This window comes from Bifidobacterium sp. W8103 (assembly GCF_016100775.1).
Taxonomy (GTDB): Bacteria; Actinomycetota; Actinomycetes; order Actinomycetales; family Bifidobacteriaceae; genus Bombiscardovia; species Bombiscardovia choladohabitans.
This window is the reverse complement of record NZ_JACFRV010000001.1, coordinates 1,278,864-1,296,360: the sequence shown is the minus strand read 5'-3', so window position 1 is coordinate 1,296,360 and position 17,497 is coordinate 1,278,864. Positions and strand designations below refer to the sequence as shown.

At 64.0% G+C, this 17,497-nt stretch carries 5 protein-coding genes and 1 tRNA gene; all 6 read right to left on the bottom strand.

The features are described 5' to 3' along the window. Positions 1–351 precede the first annotated feature (351 nt). The 6 genes from H3U90_RS04870 to H3U90_RS04845 all read right to left on the bottom strand — a co-directional run bounded on the left by H3U90_RS04870 (position 352) and on the right by H3U90_RS04845 (position 17,463). The gene (locus tag H3U90_RS04870) at positions 352–828 is read right to left on the bottom strand and encodes a holo-ACP synthase (RefSeq protein WP_198177266.1); all 477 of its coding nucleotides are present in this window, start codon (positions 826–828) and stop codon (positions 352–354) included. A 1,966-nt stretch (positions 829–2,794) separates the two neighbouring features. Further along, a tRNA-Gly gene (locus H3U90_RS04865) sits at positions 2,795–2,868 on the bottom strand. A 935-nt stretch (positions 2,869–3,803) separates the two neighbouring features. Next, positions 3,804–13,181 (bottom strand): type I polyketide synthase, encoded by a 9,378-nt coding sequence (locus H3U90_RS04860; RefSeq protein ID WP_198177265.1) that lies wholly within the window; start codon positions 13,179–13,181, stop codon positions 3,804–3,806. 51 nt (positions 13,182–13,232) lie between these two features. After that, entirely contained in the window at positions 13,233–14,804 is a 1,572-nt protein-coding gene (locus H3U90_RS04855; RefSeq protein WP_198177264.1) for an acyl-CoA carboxylase subunit beta, read from the bottom strand. Continuing rightward, a complete protein-coding gene (locus H3U90_RS04850) occupies positions 14,801–16,636 on the bottom strand; it encodes an acetyl/propionyl/methylcrotonyl-CoA carboxylase subunit alpha (RefSeq protein ID WP_198177263.1) in 1,836 nt (611 codons plus the stop codon). Before H3U90_RS04850 ends, H3U90_RS04855 begins: the two co-directional genes overlap by 4 nt. Positions 16,637–16,701: 65 nt before the next feature. Continuing rightward, positions 16,702–17,463, bottom strand: coding sequence for a biotin--[acetyl-CoA-carboxylase] ligase (locus H3U90_RS04845; protein ID WP_198177262.1), 762 nt, complete (start codon positions 17,461–17,463; stop codon positions 16,702–16,704). Positions 17,464–17,497 lie beyond the last annotated feature (34 nt).

Sequence of the window (17,497 nt, the reverse complement as noted above, 5' to 3'; positions counted from 1 at the left end):
AAGCATAACACGAAGATTTGGAATATACCAAATTTATAATCTCTTAATGACACAAGTTGACTTATATACCCTGACTATTCAGGGAGCACATAAAATCCTAATGGCACAAAGGATCATCCCCACAGAAGCGGGGAACACACCTCAAGAAGAAGCTTTATGTAGTCTACACGGGAACCACAGTCAACCCTTAGAGCGACGCATGTAATACATAGAACTGACTGCATTTGTAGCCTTGAACGTCGAATTCGACTTCGACACAGTAAAAGCATCACCCCCATATGCCGAGGACTTCTATTTGGTTGTCGAACACGACAACTAGGAATTAACGCCACATGCGCCACATGTCCTGGCCTAATTGCAGATGCACCTGCACAGAACCACAACCGCCGAAGCCACCGGCCCGTCATGGCTGAGAGCGATGTGCCAGCACAACTGCACTCGATCGACCTGACCACCGGGTAGAGGCAAGGAATGGTAAAGCCTGGCTTCCACGGAGGACTCTAGATTTACGCTCGGCCGACCTCGGCCGTCGTCCAAGATTTCCACCCCGCTCCAGGGGAAATCATCCAGATCATAGGGCGATGGCTCAGACCCCAGCGCCTGCGACCAAGCCTTGAGCACCGACTCCTTACCGGCCCAGCGCACCGCCAAATGCGCCGTTATATCGTCATGCTTGAGCAGGGCCCGCTGCTCTGCCTGCCGCCGCTCCCGAGGCGAGAACAAGCTTGTCATACGTGTGCCAGGCATAGCCAGCTGCCGGCCGAACTCCTTCAGGTCGACCAGGTCATGTCCCAACCCCAGCACTTGTCCAAACCCGGCATCATTCATAGGCCCGAGTATGCCCCTCATCGGCCCCTACAGCAAATCATCCGGTCAGGAGCTTGGAGACCACACAACCCATGGTCCTAATCGACGATCACTGCAATCGTGCAGAAATGACCCTGGACAGGAATAAAACCACAAGGAATAAGAGGTTAGCAAGAAGGGAAGGTATGGATAAGAATAGATGAAGTGAGAGTCTGCCATATCTCATAGAGCGCAGTCAGCAACCTGCTCGGAAGTCAGCGGGCTGGGCCAACCGCACACAAATCATTGAGGAACATTCAGCGCAGCAACTCATAGACTCTTCGTAGGACCTGAAGCCACAGGAATCCCATCCAAGCGGTGATGAGTACGCATTGTCCTTAGCTTGCCACGTACCTGCGAACGGAGATACAGAAAACAGCGGCAAAAGAATCATTAGCGGCTGGACATTGATCAGGAGTTCAAATCACTCGTCCATTCTCTCATGCCCATGCGTGAATCTCGGCCAGAGTGGTTCACACTTGTTTGTTTGTTCGGGAAGCACTGCGACCTTCTCCAGCTCGGAGTGGAGTTGCTTGAGTCCTTCGTTCTCGATGCGCAGCCGAGAGAACGTCATCATAGACAATGCAGGACTACGCTTGTCATACCGAAAATAAAAGCAAGAGGATGGTATTTGAGGGGAGGTAATAATGTCAGCTTTATGGTGGCGCAGAGTGGCGTCGTACCTGCTTCGCATAGTATTGCCTGCGTCGTTGCTGTCACAGTTGGTGGGGACCATTGCATTTGGAAAATCTTCGCCAGGCGGATCTGCTCAACCTTGGATCGATTGCGTTTCTGTGGCTGTTGCCTGCGTGATTTCCGCATGGTCCACGCGCAATGGGCAATCCTGGGCGCACCTCTCCTCAAGCTTCAGGTATGCGACCAGGATTCCAACCTGCCCATATCCGGTCTGAGAATGGGCGTGCGGGAGATAGCGCATCTTGCTGATTTCGCATCGCTCTTCATTGGTTTTCTTTAACCTTTATGGGATGGCAGAGGGCAGACCTTCGCCGATAAGATCATGGGAACAACAGTGACCAGAAAACAATAGGCGCGCCTGCAATGTCGCGACGACGCCCTGCACCCATCGTGCAGGCATGCGAAAAAGATACGGCTTCCAGCAGCAAGCAAGCTGCAGGCATTAGTGCGCATGGCGCAGCAAACTATAGCTGGTTTTCATCCGTATCCTGCTGGCCGCTATGTATCTGCTCGACAATGGAGAACGCCGACCGTACAGCCACGTATATCACCAGCAGCGCTATAGAGATAATCCAGTTAGTCATGGGAATGGAACCCTTAGGGCCACCCATGAAATGCAAGGAGACAAATCCCAGAATTATCAACGCCAGGCATAGCAGAACAACCAAGACTGCCCGGCCAGTGGTCACTCCTTTGGGGAATAGACGAGTCACACACTCGACCAGGCAGATAATTGACAGCGCAAAACCGACGGATGCCACAATACTCACTATCATCACCCCGCCAATCCCTTGAACAATGCCCAACAACCATCAACACCGAGGGCTGCCAGCAGTGTCTTTCCTTAAGTGTTCTCGAAATTCTTTCAATCTTTAAGGAAGCGGCAACTTTCTTGTCAAGCTTCATACCTCTTAATGCACCAAGCATACTTGACTGGATATAACAACTCAATTAGCTTTCCATTCTTGGCGGCCCGTTTTATCAACTGTCCAACCTGGTCATAGAACCCAGAGATGGTTCCAGTGGAAATGCCAGTAGCCTCTCCCGTCCTGGACGATTACGATACCTGTGCGACATCTGGGAGGCCTTGTTGCTGCAGTCAGCCGAGCACCTCCGTGTGTACCCTAACGTGTACCCATTCAGCCCGTAAAGTACCGAATACTGGGGAAGATTTCGCTCAGTCAGACCCGATCCTGACCGCTCCAAGTTGTTGGAAAACCCGCCGAGAGTGACAGAATACTTACGATAATCGTGGAGCGGGCGACGGGAATCGAACCCGCGTAATCAGTTTGGAAGACTGAGGCTCTACCATTGAGCTACGCCCGCAAAGCCGTTGGCTCGGTAAAGAGCATAGCACACGGGCCAGCCGGAACATGCAGCAAATTGGTCATCGCACGGTTTATCCCAGTAACAAACCTATGCAGACTTCACTGGGCAGTACCCCACCCCCCGCACACTCCGGTTCTTGTAAAGGCCACTATCTGCTAACCGCTCGATTTGATCGCCCAATCCGACGACATCAACAATCAGCACCTTCCTGCCTGCAGGAGTCCTGCCCACAGCTGAAGGGAAAAATATCGGCGTGGCTATGGTAATCGAGCTTCTCGCCATGAGTATTATGGCAACGAACCTCAGCCGCAGGAATTCCGTAACAGCGGCCACTAACACTAACACTTCGCACGAGTAAGAGGCCGGACGACTGCCCCAAGACAAGTCTGGCCATTCGGGTGGCCCAGCAATAATCCCAAGTAAAACCTGGGCCACCCATTTACTTTTTATACCTTTTCACGAACCGGGTCCAATCACGATCAAGCAGCACTAAAGCAACCCAATCCAAAGGCAGCCGGGAAAGATCCCAAAACCCGCCCTTCTTAATCGCTCTGATGCCGGATATAGCCCGTATACCTATGTATGACTCTCTACGCTCGAGACATGAGGCAAAACGAGTAATCGTCATAGCCAGGTCTGACGTACCCAGGGACATTTCATCCACGTTCCCGTGAAGGAAGCAGCATAAGACATGTTGTCGGGTTCAAATTTGGTTTTTATTTCAATCCATGCTTCCACGAAGGAAGCAGCCACCCTAGTAGGAGCAGCTGCATCTATCCATAACTAAAGGAAGATAAGGCACAGAGAGCCTCGGCTCAAAAAAAGGAGGTGAGCCGTCTGGCCCACCTCCCTGATCAGTGCAGCGATTGGACTCTCACCGATTTCCCATCTCCCACTGCAGAAGATGGGGAATCGACCAACTCGGGTTGATCTCAGCTCCGGTCGTAGTAGCCGTCGGCACCCAGTCGGGCCTGGGGATCCAGCAGCATGGCCTTCTCGACCTCATGGCCCACATACCCGTGGCCGTCCTCATGGAAGCGGCGGTTGTCGATGGGCTCGTAGAGCGGGGCCCGACCCATGCGGCCCTCCTCCAGGTGGCGCTGACCAGCGGCCAGACGGTCGTTGGCCCGGCGACGCCACTGGTCCAGGGTCTCCTGGCCGGAGGTCTTGAGCACAGCCGCCTCGAAGGCCCCAGGGCTGACGATGACCCCGATGCCGGAGACGTGGCCAAAGCCCAGGGAAGTGACCAGCCCGGCCTTGATCCTGCCCACCTTCAGGGGCTGTTCCAGCCAGACCAGATGGTCGTCGCGCCTCAGGACCGGATCCACGCAGTCCAGGGAGGCATTGGCCGGGATCACCCCGGACCGGAAGAGCTGGGTAAGCCCGTTGATCTGGAAGATGCAGGCACCGCCCTTGGCATGGCCGGTCAGGCTCTTCTGGGAGATGACGTAGAGCGGGTTGCCGTCCGTCCGCCCGATGGCGTGGGCCAGGGTGTTGTGCAGCTCGGACTCGTTGGGGTCGTTGGCGTTGGTGGAGGTGTCATGCTTGGAGACCACGGCGATGTCGTCGGGGCTCACGCCCAGCTTGGCCAGCGAGCGCACCAGGTCCGAATCCCTGCCGCCCATGCCGGCCGCCAGAGCCCCCAGCCCGGGTGCGGGGATGGAGGTGTGGGCACCGTCTGCGAAGGAGTGGATGTACCCTACCACGCCAGCCACGGGCAGACCCATGTGCAGGGCGATGTCGCCGCGGGTCAGCAGGATGGTCCCGCCGCCCTGGGACTCCAGGAAGCCGCCGCGCCGACGGTCGTTGGCCCGGGAGAAGAACCGGGGCTGGATGCCCTTGGCGTACATCTCGGCGGAATCTGCGGTGGCGTTCATGTTGCCGAAGCCGATGACCGACTCCACGCCGATGTCGTCGATGGCGCCCGTGACCACGAAGTCCGCCTTGCCCAGGGCGATCTTGTCGGCGCCCTCCTCAAGGGAGACCGCAGCCGTGGCACAGGCCGAGACCGGCTGGACCATGTTGCCGTATCCGCCGATGTAGGACTGCATGACGTGCGCGGCCACCACGTTGGGCAGGGCCTCCTGGAGGATGTCCGTGGGGATCTCCTTGCCCAGGAAGCGGTCCAGGTAGAGCTTGCGCATGGAGGCCATGCCACCGAAGCCGGTCCCCTGGGTGGAGGCAACCTTGGAGGGATGCACGGCCTGCAGGATCTCCACAGGGGTGAATCCGGCCGACAGGTAGGCGTCCACGGTGGTCACGATGTTCCAGAGGGCAATCTGATCCACGTCCCCGACCATGGAGGCGGGAATGCCCCACTTGACCGGGTCAAAGCCCTTGGGGAACTGGCCGCCCACGGTCCTGGACATGGTGGCCCGACGCGGCACGCGGATGCGGGAGCCGGGCAGACGGGTGACGGTCCACTCGCCGGACTGCTCGTCGCGGGCGATGCTGGTGTGGTCCGGATCCTGGGCCACGTATTCCTGAGCCATGTCCTTGGTGGGCACCGAGAAGGCCACGTCGTGATCTAGGAAGACGTCGACCTCCTCTTCATTGGTGCCCTGGCGGTAGTCGGAGCCCATGCCGTCGTCGAAGGGACGGATGCCGGAGCGGGCCACCACCTGGTCGTGGTAGCGTTCTGCGATGTCCTGCTCTGGCACCAGCTCGCCGTCGGTGTCGTACCAGCCCGGCTTGGGGCTGTCCTGCCACTCGACCAGACCCATGTTCCAGGCCAGTTCGAGGACGGCGGCGGCGCTCAGATCGACCTGTCCATCCGAGTGGATGCCCATCTCGGCCTCGAAGCGGGTGCGGCCGGAACCCCAGGGACCCATCTCACCGATGGAGACGATGACGATCTGATCCTCGGGCCGAACGGTCACGCCCTGCCAATCCTGCAGATCCACCGGGGCCTGGGCGGGCACCCGGGGTGTGGGCAGGGCCTTGATGACCCGGTCCGGATCCTTGCCGGCATCTGCGGGCGCATCACCGGACTTTCCGGCTGGGGCCGGTGTCGACGGATTGTCATCCTGGTCAGCCTCGGCCTTCAGGGCCTTGAGGTCCAGCGGGCTGGAGCCCAGGCCGCCGGTCAGGTCAGCTTGAAGCGGGGCCTGGAGGGCCTGCTGACGTGCTTCTACAGTGCAAAGCTCCAGCAGGGAATCAGCCATCTGACCGGTGGAGTAGGTGTGGATGCCGTGGCGCTCCACCACCTGGACCAGCGGATCGTTACCGCCCATGAGCCCGGTGCCCCGAACCCAGCCGATCAGCGGGTGGGCGAAGGTGACCCGACCGGACCAGTCCTGCTCGGGTCGTGACCGATTGACGATGGCGTCCAGGGCGGCCTTGACCTCCCCGTAGGCTCCGTCGCCGCCGAACATGCCACGGTTGGGCGAGCCAGGCAGAACCACATGCAGACGGTGGTCGACGTCGGTATCCGCCCCGATGCCAGCGAACCCGGCGATCTGGCGTTCCAGGCTCCAGAGCATGAGCCGGGCCTGGGACTCGAAGAGCCGGCCCGAGTCGGCCATGGTCCCGTGCATGGCGGGGGCTGCGAAGGGCAGCAGCAGGGTGGGTTCGTAGGCGGGCTTGAGCACGGTGGTCGTGGCCCCCGTGGTCTTGCGCTGCTCATTGCCGACCCAGTCAACCAGGGCGTCCACATCCCGGTAGCTGGACAGGTTGGCGGGCACAATCCAGAGACGGGCACCGCCTACGGCATGGCGACGGTAGAGGTCGCGGGCCCAGATGACGGTCTGCGGCTTCAGGGAGTGGCAGACGGCGATGACCGTCGCCCCGCCCTCCAGGAGGCCCGCAGTCACAGACCCTGCGATGGACTTGGGGGCCACGCCCGTGACCACGGCCACGTCCTTGGCGAATCGTGCGGCGGTCTGGTCCGAGTCGGCAGGGGTCATGGCCTGGTCGGCGATGCCGCTGAAGACCCGGGCCAGATCCTGCTCGCCGCGTTTGCCCGCCTGCTCGGCATACCAGACGGCCTGATCGTGCACCTCGCGTCCGGCTCCTACGAAGCTCAGGCGGCTGCGGTCATCATCATGCTCGTGGTAGATGTGAGCCAGATCCTCACGGGCGCTGGCCCAGCGGTCGTCGAAGAGGACGGCGCGCGAAGCCTCGAACCTTGGCGCCACCTGCTCGGGCCAGTCGCTGCCCAGCTCGGCATCGACGGCGGCCACAACAGCGGCATCCTCATTCTCGCCAGGCTGGACGACCGGAGGCTTAAGCCCCAACTTGTCCAGGAGGAAGCGTGCGGTAGAGGCCAGCACACCCTCAGAGCCGGTCACCTGGGCTGCGAAGGCATCCAGGGCGGCGGAGTCAACCACGGCACCGCCAGCAGCACCGCCTGCAGAAGGCATGGAGACCGTGACACCGTGACGCTGGGCCACCTGCTGAACAGCCTGATCAATCAGCGCATTGGCCGCAGGCACGGTGGGGACGGCTTCGGTGGGCAGGAGCGCCAGGTCGCCGCCACGCGAGGAGGCACCCTCACGGGTGTCCAGAACCAGGCTGGCCACGGTGGCCGAGACCCAGCCGGCACCCAGCTGCCAGACGTCGGAGACCCGCTGCTCAACCTGCTGCAGCTTGAGGCCGGAGGGGCCGAAGAGGTCGCGGATGCGCTCACGCACGATGTCGGAGAGCACCGGACCGAAGGGCCGATAGTTGGGGGCCACCTTGTTCACCAGGGCGCTCAGGTCGGTCATGCTGGCCTCGGCGGCACCGTCCACGCTGGCCACACCCAGCTCGGAGCTGATGTCCATCAGCAGCTGGTTGCGCCTGGAGGAGACGCCGTTGGTCAGGGTGTCGGTGGTGTCGGTCTGTCCAATCTGTTCGGGGCGGATCTTGGTGGAGTAGGCCAGCAGAACGGCGATGGCATCCGAGGCCTTGAAGGGCAGGTCGGCCACATCGGCACCTGATGGGCCACCGGCGGTCGGGGCCGGAGCAGGAGCCGAATCCTCGGCTACCGCAGGGGCAGAGGCAGGGGCAGAGGCAGGGGCTGGAGTTGGCTCCGATGCCGGTGCAGGCGCAGCAGCCTGAGCCTGAGCAGGTTCAGGACTGGAATCCTGGACCGGAACTGCGGGCTCCTCCTCCACCGGGGCCATGGGATCGGTGTCGGTCAGATAGACCCGGCTCTCGTCCCTGCCCAGGTTGTAGACGCTCACGTGACGCTCGCGGAAGTCGGGCAGTTTCAGGGTCTTGGTGCCCAGGTTGGCCAAGGTGGGCGAATGTCCCAGCCCTACCTCGATCAGCTGCTCCACGCCCAGGCCGCCCTGCTCGGGGGCATCGAACATGAGTGCCTGGGTCTCGATCCAGCGCACCGGGGAGGCGAACTGCCAGGAGAGCAGCTCGGTCAGCAGCAGACGCCCCAGCTTCTGGTCGTCGGCCGCATACTGATCCCAGACCTTGGGATCGTCCAGAGCCTTCTTGATGCGTTCGGAAGGGACCACCTCCAGGATGGAGGCCGCGAACTCCTTGGTCATCTGGAAGGGCCGTGCAACCAGGTTGGGTATGTAGCGACCCTCCAGGCGGGAGTAGTCGATATGCTCGGGCAGCAGGGCGTCCAGGGTGTCGCGGAACTCGGGCACCCCCTTGCGCAGCAGGGTGGAGTGGAAGGGCACGTCGATGCCGGGTACATACATGAAGGCCGGCTTGCCACCCGCCTCCTTGGCCCGACGGTTGGCATCGGCACGCAGGTACTCCAGACCTGCGATGGTTCCGGCTATGGCGTACTGCTGGCCGGCCAGGTTGTAGTTGACGATCTCCAGGAATTCGCCGCACTCCTTGGATACGGACTCCACATACTGCTTGACACCGGAGTCGCCCACGCCGAACTGGTTGGGACGCAGGGCGCCCATCCGGTAGTTGCTGCGTCCCTGCTCGTCACGTTCGATCAGGGAGTGCATGGTGGACCCGCGGTGGAAGACCAGCTCCAGGACCGTCTCCAGGGACATGACCCCGGCGAAGGAGCTCAGGGCGTTGTACTCGCCCAGGGAGTGGCCGGCGAAGTAGGCGGGCCAGATGTCCATGCCGGACTCGCGCAGGCGGGCGGTCTGGGCGAAGGCTACTGTGGCCAGGGCCACCTGGGTGAACTGGGTCAGGTTGAGCAGACCCTCCGGATGGTGGTAGGTGACCCCCTTGGCCGTCAGGGTGTGGGGGTTATCACGCACCACGGCCAGGATGGAGAACCCAAGCTTGCTGCGGGTCAGGGCATCGGCCCGTTCCCAGGTCTCGCGGGCGGCCGGAGACTTGGCCCTCTCGTCCAGGACCATGCCCTGCTGCTGGATTCCCTGGCCGGGATAGACGTAGGCGGTCCGTGGGGCGCGGGCGATGGCCGTGCCGCGGGAGACCAGCTGGCCGTCGATCCTGCAGGTGACCTCCAGGACCAAGCCGCCATGGCGGACCTTGCCCACACGCTCCAGGCTGATCTCCACCTTGTCGCCCAGCTGGACCATGCCGTACATGTTGTAGGTCCATCCGGCGATCTCGTAGTGGACGCCCTGCTCGTCGGTGGCCTGAGCCGCGTACTGGGCGGTGGCCGACAGCCACATGCCGTGCACCAGGGGCGCAGACAGGCCCGAGACCGCAGCACCCCGCCTGGAGGTGTGGATGGGATTGAAGTCCCCTGAAGTGCGTGCGAAGGCGGTCATGTCCTTGGGGGCGGTGACGGTGACGCGGCGCAGCAGCCTGCGGGGTGTGTCCACCGTGTCGGCGCTGATGCCGCCGTACTCGGGAGCCTCCTGGGGAAGCTGGTCGCTGTAGGCACGGCCACGGATGGCGAAACGCTCGACCTCGCGTGCCAACACGGTCCCGTCCTGGGCTGCGTGGACCACATGGATGGTCACCACCCGGCCAGAGGAAGATTCCTGGTAGGGCTCGGCCCAGCTGGTCAGCTCGATCCGCTGGCCGGTGTGTTCCAGCAGGCGCTTCTCGCTGACCTCCAGCTCGATCAGGTGGTCCAGATGGACCGCGTTGAGCAGGCCCTCGATGATGGGGAAGCCATCCACATAGACGGATCCCAGGGCTGCGTAGATGGCCGGCCAGGCAGGACCCACCAGGGCGTCGGGGGCGAAGCCTGAGGGGATCAGCGCATCGGGCAGGGCGCCTCCGGTGGCCGCCTCATGGTCGAAGCCCAGGTTAGCTGCCAGGGTGTAACCGCTGTGGGCCAGGCCGAAGGGATGCTCAGGGTCGTCACCGTCCTTCTCGATGACAGGCATGGCCTCCAGCTTGTCGCCGGTGATGGTGGTGTTGGCGATCCCGGCTGTATCGGCCAGCAAGGCGTAGACGTCCTTGGGCAGGCGGCTACGGTCGACCACCGGGAAGAGGCCGACCTGGTCGCTCTTGAGGGTCAGCGGTACGACGATGTCGCGCACCGCATGCCGGTCCAGGCCGCCGTCGGGGTCGTCGTCCCAGTAGGTATCCAGGTGGATGTCCAGGTCGTAGTACTCGCCCTGGTCATCCCGGCCGGTGGCGGTGATGGTGTAGTTGGGGTCGTCCATGGCCGTCCCATAGGCAGGATTGGCCATCAGGTGGCCCACCCAGGAGATGTTGGGGCTGCGGCGGATGAACTCCTGTGCGTCGGCAGCGCCTGCCAGCTGACTGTAGGCCTTGGCAGGACCGCTGTCCAGGTCGCGCACCCGGTCTATGGCCGCCTGCTCGAACCGTCCCAGAATGGAGGCCACCGGCTCGTCCACCGTGGTGATGCCCGCCACAGAGATGGGTCCGGGGATGGCCCTGACCGAGTCGGCGCCGTAGCGGGGGTCCTCGGACTGCCAGAGCTGATCCTGACCCCACCAGCGCAGCAGATCGTTATCGATGACCGGCACGAAGGGCATGGGCTTGGGGTACTCGCGTACCAGGACGGGGAACCAGGCCACATCGGTGGGCACCACCTTGAGCTCGGCTGCCTGGGGGTAGGCCTCATGCAGCCGACGAAGCGCCTGCCCCGGCTCGGCCACATCCTGCCTGGAGGCGAAGATGGAGTCGAACTCGCCGCTCTGACGCTCGCAGACACGGGCCTCGATGCGCCGCAGCAGGTGCAGGAAGCGGTCGATGTAGGTGTCGTCGGCCCAGGGGTAGGCCAGGTCGGCGAAACGCTGGGCCCAATCCTGGTAGGTCATGGTCTCCAAATCGCCGAAGTAGGGCTTGGCGGTCTTGTTCAGAGCCTCGATGATCTCCCCGCGGCGGGTCTCCAGCTCCTCGGGGTGCTTCATGACCCGGACCAGCAGGCGGCCGCACTCGGCGGAGGAGTTCTCCATCTCGTAGATGTCGGCGTGCAGGTGGCTTAGGCCGGAGCCCACGCCCCCAACAGACTTGCCGCTGGGCACCCACTTCTCGCCCATGGGGGCGAAGGGATCCGGATCGGGGGTGGAGGTGTCGATGCCGGGGGTGGCCACCAGAGCCCGCTTGATCTCGGGATTGGTGTGGGCCTCCTTGGCGGTCATGGCCGCTGTGCCGATCATGACGCCGTCCACGGGCATGTCCGGCAGATGGTATGCCCGGGACCACTGGCCGCTGATGTAGTCGGCCGCCCGCTCAGGGGTGCCGATGCCGCCGCCGGCCACCAGAACGATGTTGGGGCAGGCGCGAACCTCGGCGTAGGTGGTCGAGAGCAGGTCGTCCAGGGACTCCCAGGAGTGATGCCCGCCGGCGGCCCCACCCTCGACCTCCATCAGAATGTGGGTGGGGGCTACCTTGCGTGCGATGGCCACGACCTGGCGGATCTGGTCCACCGTGCCGGGCTTGAAGGCCACGTAGGGGAAGCCCTCCTCGTTGAGTTGACGGATCAGGGTCATGGCCTCGTCCAGCTCGGGGATGCCGGCAGAGATGACCACCCCGTCGATGGGGGTGCCGGAGGCGCGCTTCTTGGGCACGATGTGCTGGCTGCCGAACTGGAGGTTCCACAGGTAACGGTCCATGAACATGGCGTTGAACTCGACCGTGCGGCCCTCCTGCAGCTGGTCCTCCAGCTGGGACACATGGCGATCGAAGACTTCGGCGGTCACCTGGCCACCACCCGCCAGCTCGGCCCAGTAGCCGGCGTTGGCAGCCGCAGCCACGATCTCGGGCTCCACGGTGGTCGGGGTCATGCCGGCCAGCATGACCGGGGGCTTGCCGGTCAACCGGCTGAAGGCCGTCTCCACCCGGGGACCGGCCGGTGTCTCAATCAGACGGGGAGCCAGCTTGGACCAGTCCTGGGTCCTGGCCGGATCCTCCTCCATGGTGGACAGCTGTGCACGCCGGGCCTGGTTGGAGGCCTCGACCACGCCCACGCCGGTTCCCTGAACCAGGTTGTCCACCAGCTTGCCCAGGGTCTCGCCCGGGCCCAGATCCACCAGCCAGAGGGAGGCGGCATCCTGCTGGTCCATGACCTCGGCGATCCGGCCGGCCCAGTCGGCATGGTTGAGCAGGACCTCTTGGGCAAGGACCCGGGCACGCTCGGTGTCCAGACCGCAGCGGGAGGCCCAGTCCACGCTCAGATCCACGGCGTCCTTCATGAGCGGCGAGTGGAAGGGCAGGGTCACATCCAGGTACTCCAGAACCGGTGAGAAAGCGGTTCCACCACGGACCTTGTCCTCGCGCAGTTGACGCTGATGCTCGCCCTCCTTGCCCGCCTCGATGGCAAAGGCGGCCAGATCCTCCGGATAGCCGGACAGGACCAGGTTGCGATCCGAGTTGGTCACGGCCACACTGATGGGGCCGCGAGCGCCGGGCACCCGATCGATCAGAACCTCCACCTGGCGGCGGGTGGCACCGCGCACCGAGAGCATAGGCGTGGCCTCACCCTGGCGGTGGATGCCCAGACGACGGGCCTGACGGGTGCCGGCCGCGCCGATCAGCATGGCGGTGGCCAGGATCTGGTCGATGGCACCCTGGGCGGCTTTGAGGGACCCAGCCGCCTGGATCTCTTGGACCATGTGGACGCCGATGATGCCCTGGGAATGCCCCAGCAGGGCCACCGGACGGGCCTGGGCCGCATCGTAGCCCAGCTGGTCCATGTCCATGAGGGCACCCAGCTGCACCAGGGCGATGCCGGGCACGCTGACCGCCGCGTCGGCGGCCGGTCCCAGCCTGACCGGGTCAGGCCTGTAGCCGAACAGGTCCAGCTGACGGCCGTTGGTGGCCAGCAGGTCGGGCTTGACAGCCCTGAGCAGGTCGGTGGCCGCCGCCATCCGCTCCCTCAGGGCCTTGTCGATGTCGGGATCACCCTGCAGATCGGCCAGGGCCACGGTCCAGGGGTTGGACTGGCCGGCGAACATGAGCGCGTGCGGCTGCTCGGCGAGACGGTTGATGAAGAATGTACTGGTCATGATGTCCTATTCATAGAGAGTTGGGGATTACTGATAATGACGAGGGGAAGCTCATAGAGGCTGGTTGCCGTGGTGCTTGTCGTTGACCCTGACGCGCTGCTTGTCTGCCAGGAGGTCCATGGCCTGGATCAGGACCGGTCTGGTCTGCTCCGGGTCGATCATGGCGTCCAGTTCGCCCATCTCCAGGGAGAGATTGGCGTTGACGGTGCTGGTTTCATACTCCTGGGCCAGCCGGTTGCGCAGCTCATCCACGTCCCGGCCGGCCTCCTTGGCCTCCTGCAGGTCGCGCCGATGGATGATGTTGACCGCACCCTGGGCTCCCAGCACTGCTATCTGCGAGGAGGGCCAGGCGTAGTTGAGGTCCGCGCCGATGGCCTTGGAGCCCATGACGATGTAGGAGCCGCCGAAGGCCTTGCGCAGCACAATGGTGACCATGGGCACCTGGGCGTTGGCGTAGGCGTAGATGACCTTGGCCCCCCGGCGGATGATGCCGGCGTGCTCCTGGTCCGAGCCCGGCTTGTAGCCAGGGGTGTCCACCAGGGTGATGACCGGCAGGTTGAAGGCGTCGCAGAGGCGGACGAAACGGGCCAGCTTCTCGGAGGATTCCACATCCAGGCTGCCCGCGTCCACCATGGGCTGGTTGGCCACGATCCCCACCGGACGGCCCTCCAGGCAGGCGAAGCCCACCACGATGGACCGGGCGTAGAGCTCCTGGACCTGGACCAGCTCGCCGTAGTCGACGATGGCATGGATGACGTCCAGCACATCGTAGGGCTGCCGGTCGTTCTCGGGGATGACCGCGGCCAGTCGTTTGGCGGCCTGGCGCTCGGCATGGCCGGAGATGAAGGCGTACCGGGGAGGCTCCTGGCCGCTGTTGGCCGGCAGGTAGGCCAGCACGGTCCGGGCATAGTCGATGGCGTCGGCCTCGTCCTCGCCCAGGTAGTGGGCCACGCCGGAACGGGTGTTGTGCACGTAGCCGCCGCCCAGCTGGTCCATGCTGATGGTCTCGCCGGTGGCCGCCTTGACCACGTCGGGACCGGTGACGAACATGTCCGAGTTCTCCTTGGTCATGATGATCAGGTCGGTCAGGGCCGGGCAGTAGACGGCACCGCCGGCGCAGGGTCCCAGGATCAGGGAGATCTGCGGGACGAAGCCGCTGGCCTGGCAGGTCTTGCGGAAGATGCGTCCGTACTGGGTCAGGGCGGCCACACCCTCCTGGATGCGGGCGCCTCCCGAGTCGATCATGGCCACGATGGGGACCTTGATCCGCAGGGCCATGTCCATGAGCCGGCAGATTTTCTCACCCTCGGCCCGGCCCAAAGTGCCGCCTCTAACGGAGAAGTCCTGGGCGTAGACGCCGACCTTGCGCCCGTAGACCAGGCCGAAGCCGGTGATGACCGCAGAGCCCGCCCGGTCTCCGGCGATGTCGCCGCCGGCGAAACGGCCCACCTCCTCGAAGGTGTCCTTGTCGAAGAGCAGATCCAGGCGCTCCCGGGCGGTCTGCTTGCCCTTGGCATGCTGACGGTCGCGGGCGTGCTCCTCGGCCTGTTTGGCCAGGGCGGCGGCCCGATGGATGCCCTGGCGCACCGGCTGGGAGCCCAAGGTGGATTCGGTGACGCTCATGCCTGCTCCTCTCCGCCCAGATCCAGGGTGACCAGGGTCTGACCCGGATCCACCCCTTGTGCCACGGACACCTCGATGGTCTTCACGCGGCCCTTGGCCGGGGCATAGACGTAGTTCTCCATCTTCATGGACTCCAGAACCACCAACAGGTCGCCCTTGTCCACCTCCTGGTCGGGGGCCACGTTGATGCGGGTGACCACCGCCTGCATGGTGGCCACGATGACGCCGGACCGGGCCGCATCCTGCCGGGGGACGCCGGGCTCCTGATCGCGCAGCCCGCGCCCGCGCAGGGGCTGCCGGGGCCGGGAAATGCCGCCGTGGCCGCCGACGCCGCCCATGCCGCCAAGCAGCGACTGGGGCAGAGCAAGCCTGACCCTCTTGTCGTCTATCTCCACGTTGTAGGTCTCCATGGGATCGCTGTCCCTGTCCTGTTCCTGGGCCGAAACGCCGGAGACCGAGGCGGGCTGGCCGCTCCCGTTGGAGGCAGGCTCCACGTTCAGGTAGACCCGTTCCAGCCACTTGGTGGACACGTCGAAGGAGTGCCCGTCCTCGGCGGTGAACTCGGGGTTGGTGAAGATCTTCTGGAAGAGGCCGGCCGGGGTGGGGACCCCGCTGATGCTCATCTCACGCAGGGCCCGACGGACCCTGGCCACGGCCGCCGGACGGTCCTGGGCGGTCACGATCAGCTTGCCCATCATGGAGTCGTCCCTGGGCGAGACCGTGTCGCCCACCTCGACACCCGAATCCACGCGGATGCCGGGGCCGGAGGGCCACTGAATCGACTCGATGGTCCCGGAGCTGGGGGTCAGGTTGGTGGCCGGATCCTCGCTGGTGATGCGCAGCTCGAAACTGTGGCCTCGGGGCGGAGGCGCCACGTTCAGGGAGCCACCGTCGGCGATCCGCAGCTGCTCGCGGACCAGGTCAAGTCCGCAGACCTGCTCGCTGACCGTATGCTCCACCTGCAGCCGGGGGTTGACCTCCATGAAGTAGACGTCGTCCCTGGGGGTGACCAGAAACTCGCAGGTGCCCAGACCCACGTAGCCCACCGTGTCGAACAGGCGGCGGGAGAACCCCTCCAGCTGGGCGATCACGTCGTCGGAGAGGAAGGGGGCCGGCGCCTCCTCAACCAGCTTCTGGTTGCGTCGCTGTACCGAGCAGTCCCTGGTGGAGTAGACGGTGAACTGTCCGTGGCTGTCCCTGCCGGACTGGGTTTCCACATGCCGGGCCCGGTCCACGAACTTCTCGATGAAGTAGTCGCCCAGGTCGCCGCCCTGAAGGGCATCATGGTTCATGTAGAAGGTGCGCAGCTCGTCGCTGTCGTTGATCAGGGTGATCCCCCGGCCGCCGCCGCCGTCAGCCTTCTTCATCATGACCGGATAGCCGTGCTCGTCGGCGAAGTCCAGCAGTGGGCGCATGTCGGTGACGGGCTCGCTCAGGCCTGGCACCACGGGCACCCGGGCCCGCTCGGCCACCTTGCAGGCGGTGATCTTGTCACCCAGCTCGTCCAGGACCTCCGGATCCGGCCCCACCCAGGTGATGCCCGCCTCGATCACCTTGTGCGCGAAGGAGGAGAACTCGGACAGGAAGCCATAGCCCGGGTGGAGGGCGTCAGCGCCGGACCTGCGGGCGATGGAGACGATCAGATCCTCGTTCAGATAGGTCTCCATGTTGGTGTCCCCAGGCAGCAGGTAGGCCTCGTCCGCCATCTGGGCATAGGGGGCATCCCGATCCTGGTCGGCATAGACGGCCACGGTGGCGATGCCCATCTCCTGGGCGGTGCGCACAACCCGCAGGGCTATCTCGCCACGGTTGGCGATCAGCAGTTTTTTCATTCCCCTCTCCTCACTGGTTGCTCAAGGGTGATTCGGACTGACGGAAAGTATGGACAGGGTGGGCTTTAGGCTCCCACAGCGGCCACTTCAGGCAGGACGCCCACATCTGCCGTGGAAACGTCGACCTGGCTGCCGTCGGGCAACCGCACCCGCAGGGAAGCATCCGGATTGATCTGCAGGGCCCGGCCCTCCACAGGCTCACCGGCCACGGGAACGACCCTGACCCGCCTGCCCAGCGTCCAACTGAGTTCGACAATCCGCGAGCGCAGCCCCTGTGGCCCGTTCAAGGTCCTGTCCAGCGACCCGTCAAGGCCGAGGGGGGCCATCTCCCCGCTCAGGTGCCAGCTGATGGCGTCGACCAGATCGTCGCGCAGGGTCCGGTAGTCGGGCAGGTCCTGGTAATGCAGCTGCAGGGAGGTGGACTCCGCAATGGGCAGCGCCTGCCGGGGCAACAGGAGGTTGATGCCGATGCCGACAGCCAGGGCCGACCAGTCCTGATCCACCCGGACCAGCTCGCAGAGGATGCCCCCCAGCTTGGCCCCGCGGCAGAACAGATCGTTGGGCCACTTGAGGGTCAGGACCCTTTTCGGGTCGCCGCCGTCGGCCAGCCGGCAGCCGTGGTACCCAAGCACATCCTGCAGGCCTTCCAAGGCAGCCATTCCCGCCACCATGGGCATCCATCCACCTAAGGGTCCGGTCAGCAAGCTGGTGGGCAGCGGCAGGGCCCAAGTGGCCAGCAGGGAACGTCGGGGCTGATTGACCCAGGTTCGGGCAAGACGACCGCGGCACCGGGACTGCGCATCGGCAACCGCTACGCTCAGCGGCATGGTGCTCCCCCCGGCGCCCGGCCATCGCCGAATA

Coding starts and splice junctions, on each gene's coding strand:
- H3U90_RS04855 (WP_198177264.1), bottom strand. CDS start 14,804: ATGAGCGTCACCGAATCCACCTTGGGCTCCCAGCCGGTGCGCCAGGGC.
- H3U90_RS04845 (WP_198177262.1), bottom strand. CDS start 17,463: ATGCCGCTGAGCGTAGCGGTTGCCGATGCGCAGTCCCGGTGCCGCGGT.
- H3U90_RS04850 (WP_198177263.1), bottom strand. CDS start 16,636: ATGAAAAAACTGCTGATCGCCAACCGTGGCGAGATAGCCCTGCGGGTT.
- H3U90_RS04860 (WP_198177265.1), bottom strand. CDS start 13,181: ATGACCAGTACATTCTTCATCAACCGTCTCGCCGAGCAGCCGCACGCG.
- H3U90_RS04870 (WP_198177266.1), bottom strand. CDS start 828: ATGAATGATGCCGGGTTTGGACAAGTGCTGGGGTTGGGACATGACCTG.